The sequence below is a fragment of the Mesorhizobium sp. M7A.F.Ca.CA.001.08.2.1 genome (assembly GCF_003998455.1).
Classification (GTDB): Bacteria; Pseudomonadota; Alphaproteobacteria; order Rhizobiales; family Rhizobiaceae; genus Mesorhizobium; species Mesorhizobium ciceri.
Window position 1 is genome coordinate 1 of the sequence record NZ_RZPW01000568.1, and the last position, 4,244, is coordinate 4,244.

Sequence of the window (4,244 nt, forward strand, 5' to 3'; positions counted from 1 at the left end):
CCGTTTCGCCTGAGAAAAGTGACGTAGCCAGCGGTCAGCCGGTCGAGATTGAACACGCCGGTGATCTCGTCGAAACTGTCGGAAGGGCCGAAGAATTCGCGATAGTAGGGAGTCCGCTGGAAGTCGCCATTGCGGAGTGCCGACAGCGGCAACAGGAAATCCTGCCTTGTGCTGGCGAACCTCTGGAAGAAGGGATCCTGGCGATACAGTCGTGCATCGTAGTCGCGGTTCCAGCGATCGGGACCGGCATCGTCGATGGTCAGGGATGTGATGTCGCGACGGTAAAAGCCGACATAGGCGCGGTCGGAGCCAAGCAACTCGCTCGCCGCTGCCGTGAAGCGAGCCGACAATTCTTCGGGTGTCACGGCAACGGCCGCAGCGGCGACACCGCCGCTCCAGCGCCCAAACTGATCGAGGGAAAGGTTCGACTGCATTCCAATTCATACTAGGCATGATGCCGAAAAGTGTGAAGCGGTTTTCGGACGGCATCATGCTCCATCTGTTTGATTTAGAGCCGGATTCAGATTTCAGGTCGATCGACCTGAAATCATCCGGCTCTAGCGCAAGCCGTTGCAAGTTCAAATCAGCCATTTCCTTTGACTTCGACCCTCTCGGCCATACCTATGCGGGAGTCGTTGTCGCGGAGCCATCATGCCGGTCAAATTGAAACTGATCTGCCTTATCCTGCCGATGCTCGCCGTCCTGGCGCAGCCCGTCCTGGCTGAAACGGCGGAGCGGCCAGCGCCCTCGGGCGGCGTGCTATCCCTGCTGCCGCCGCCGCAGACCACCAACCATTCGATCACGCTGGCCGGGCGCAAGCTGGATTACCAGGCAAAGGCGGCGACCCTGTCGCTGCTATCGGGCAAGGGCGACGTCACGGCGGAGATCTTCTACGTCGCCTACACACTGGAGCCGCCGGCAAGCGGGGCCAAAGACCAGCAGCGGCCGATCACCTTCGTGTTCAACGGCGGCCCTGGAGCAGCGTCCACCTATCTGCATATCGGCGCACTCGGTCCACGGATAATCGCGACGGGAGCCGACGGCGAATTCCTGCCGTCACCGCAAAGACTGATCGACAATCCGGACAGCTGGCTCGACATGACCGATCTCGTCTTCGTCGATCCGGTGGGAACAGGCTATAGCCGCGAGGCACCGGGTCAGGACACGCGCGATTTCTGGGGCGTAAACCAGGATGCCGGCTCGATAGGCGCCTTCATCCGGCTCTATCTCGCACAGAACGGCCGCACCGGGTCGCCGCTGTTCCTCGCCGGCGAAAGCTATGGCGGGTTCCGCGCAGCGCTGCTCTCCAGGACGTTGCAGGAAGATATCGGCATCAGTCCGAACGGCATCGTGCTGATCTCCCCGGCGCTGGAGTTCACGCTGGTGCAGCCCGACGAATTCGAGCCGCTGCATTGGGCGCTCGAACTGCCTTCACTGGCGGCGGTGCGCCTGCGCGCCGAAGGCGTCAGCGGCGACGCGTTGCGGGAGAAGCTGGCAGACGTCGAACATTATGCGATGGGCGATTACCTCACGGCAATCACCAGCGGACTGGAGCAAGGCAGGCGGCTGGCCAGCCAACGCGTGGCTGACATCACCGGCCTGCCGCTCGACCTGGTGCAGCGGAACTCCGCCCGCATCCCCACCGGCCTGTTCGCAAGGGAGTTCGCCCGCGCCAGCGGCAAGGTGCTCAGCCCATATGACGCCACGATCGGCACGGCCGACATCGCGCCCGAGAGCGCCCGCATCGCCGGCCCGGATCCTGTGCTCGACCGCAGCGTACCGGCGCTGACGTCGGCGTTCGTCGGCTATATCAGCGACGAACTGCATTTTCGCACCGATGTCAGCTATCGGCTGCTCAATGGCGAAATCAGCCACAATTGGGATTACGGGACCAGCGCCTCGCGGCAAGGCTATGCCGGGGTGATGGACGATCTGCAGCGAGCACGCTCGCTGAACCCTTCGCTCGGCGTCGTGATCGTCAACGGCTACACCGACCTGGTGACACCTTACCTCGCCTCGCGCTACCTAGTGAACCAGATCCCGTTGCTCGCCAATGCCAAGCCCATCCGTCTCGACGTCGTCGAGGGCGGACACATGATGTATTTCAGATCCGATGGTCGGCGCGCGCTGAAAGAAGCCGCTTCGGAACTCTATCAGGCGACGCAATAGAGTTGGCGACAGTGCAACTCGCCATGGACCCCTGCCCCAACATAAGCACCGGGCTGGCGTAGCGCCGCAGCGACTTTCGCCCGTATAGCTTGGTGCCGAGGGAGCTGAATTCCCGGGTCCCTCGTGTCGCTCCTCACAGCATTTCTGCCGCTCCGGCAATTTTGGTCCCGCGCGCCTCATGGCCGATATCGCCATTCTCGAAACACGCGAGCGGGTTCTTGCAGGTATCCTGCTGACCGGTGCGGCCTATCTCTTGTTTTCGACACAGGATGCTTCGATCAAGCTGTTGGTCGTCGGCATGAGCGTCTGGCAGATCATGTTCTTCCGCAGCATCACCATTCTGGGTGCGTGCGCGGCGATCGGCGGACGACAGTTATTTGCCGACACGATGCGCTCGCCGATCGTGCGGCCGATGCTGGTGCGCAGCGCCTTCACGCTTGCTGCGTGGCTCTGCTACTACAACGCCGCGCGCAGCCTGCAGCTCGCCGAACTGACCACCGTCTATTACGCGGCCCCGATCATCGTCACCGTGCTTTCGGTGTTTCTGCTCGGCGAAAAAGTACCGATGCTGCGCTGGCTGGCGGTGCTGATCGGCTTTGCCGGCGTGTTCATCGCTTGCGATCCAACCCATCTCGGCCTGTCCGTACCGGTGCTGCTGGTTCTGGCGGCCGCCTTTTTGTGGGGCATCGCCATCGTGCTCTTGCGCAGGACCGCCCTTGCCGAGCGCTCGATGATCCAGCTCCTGCTCAACAATTTCTATTTCCTGCTTTTTTCGGCGGTGCCGGCGCTGCTCTGGTGGCAGACGCCAAACCTGGCGCAGTTGCTGCTGCTTGCCAGCGTCGGCGCACTCGGCGGCCTGGCACAATACCTTCTCTTCGAAGGCATGAAGCGCACGCCGGCCTCGGTTCTGGCGCCGCTGGAATACACCTCGCTGTTGTGGGCGTTCGCGCTCGGCTTTGCCATCTGGGGCGACGTGCCGCGCCGCGAAGTCTTCCTGGGCGCTGCTCTGATCGTCGCCGCCGGCCTGCTGATCGTCGGCGCCGAGCATTTCCGCAAACGGCTGTGATGTGGGTTACCATGATTGCTGACACTACGATGTCAGCACCAAGCGGCGTAGGCTGGGTTGCATGAATGACATTGCAGCCGCCACCGACACCGCCGCGGAGCGCACGCTCGGCATCATCCTGGTGTCGTCCTCGGCCGCCGTCTTCGGCCTGACGGGCGTGCTGACGAAATCGATCCACGCCGACCCGTTGACCATCATCTGCTGGCGCGGCTTTGTCGGCGCGATCCTGATCAGCCTGTATGTGCTGTGGCGGCGTCACCGTTCCGGTGGGCGTGAGACCCTGCGGCTTGGCTGGCGCGGCTGGCTGCTGGCGGTGGAAGGCGCGCTGGCCAGCATCGCCTTCATCTCGGCGTTCAAGTTCACCTTCGTCGCCAATGTCGCCGTCATCTATGCCACAGCACCTTTCGTCACGGCGCTGCTGGCCTGGGTTCTGACGCGCGAGCCCTTCCGGTTGCAGACGATGGTCGCCGCCGCCGTGTCGCTGTGCGGCGTGGCGATCATGGTCTGGTCCGGCTTCGGCACCGGCAATCTGTTCGGCGACGGACTGGCACTGCTGATGACCATCGGCAGTGGCCTTTACATGATCATGGTACGCGCCTTCCGCGACACGCCGGTCGTGTGGGCCGGTGCGGTGTCGGCCTTCCTTCTGTTCGTGCTCGGCTGGTTCGTCACCGATCCGCTGGCGGTTTCGCCGAGGGATGCAGTTCTGCTCGCCACTTTCGGCGCGTCCTTCGCGCTGTCCTCGATCCTGTGGACGGAGGGCGCGCGGCTCATTCCGCCCGCCGAATCCGGACTGCTCGGCTCGGCCGAAGTGCCGTTCGCGATCCTGTTTGCCTTCCTGTTCCTGGGCGAGATTGCCCCAGTCGCCAGCATGATCGGCGGCGTCATCGTGTTGTGTGCGGTGTTCGCCCATGCGGGGCGGGATTGGCTGATGGCCCGCTCGCAACGCACGACGTCAAATATTTCTTAAAAAAGTGACACAGTCACGGAACCATCATCCGGGTCAGGC

The 4,244-nt window shown here is 63.0% G+C and carries 3 protein-coding genes and 1 pseudogene; 3 read left to right on the forward strand and 1 reads right to left on the reverse strand.

Annotated elements, in window-relative coordinates; genetic code table 11:
• Positions 1-434 (reverse strand): annotated as a pseudogene (locus EN914_RS26440) (LuxR family transcriptional regulator); the annotation flags it as partial.
• A 217-nt stretch (positions 435-651) separates the two neighbouring features.
• Between EN914_RS26440 and EN914_RS26445 the strand changes: the two are divergent.
• The 3 genes from EN914_RS26445 to EN914_RS26455 all read left to right on the forward strand — a co-directional run bounded on the left by EN914_RS26445 (position 652) and on the right by EN914_RS26455 (position 4,205).
• On the forward strand, positions 652-2,169 hold the full coding sequence (locus EN914_RS26445; RefSeq protein ID WP_024504328.1) for a S10 family peptidase: 1,518 nt from the start codon (positions 652-654) through the stop codon (positions 2,167-2,169).
• 178 nt (positions 2,170-2,347) lie between these two features.
• Positions 2,348-3,235 carry a DMT family transporter gene (locus EN914_RS26450; protein ID WP_024504329.1) on the forward strand — a complete coding sequence of 296 codons (888 nt, stop codon included), beginning with the start codon at positions 2,348-2,350 and terminating at the stop codon, positions 3,233-3,235.
• Positions 3,236-3,296: 61 nt separating this feature from the next.
• Positions 3,297-4,205 (forward strand): DMT family transporter, encoded by a 909-nt coding sequence (locus EN914_RS26455; RefSeq protein WP_024504330.1) that lies wholly within the window; start codon positions 3,297-3,299, stop codon positions 4,203-4,205.
• Positions 4,206-4,244: the final 39 nt, after the last annotated feature.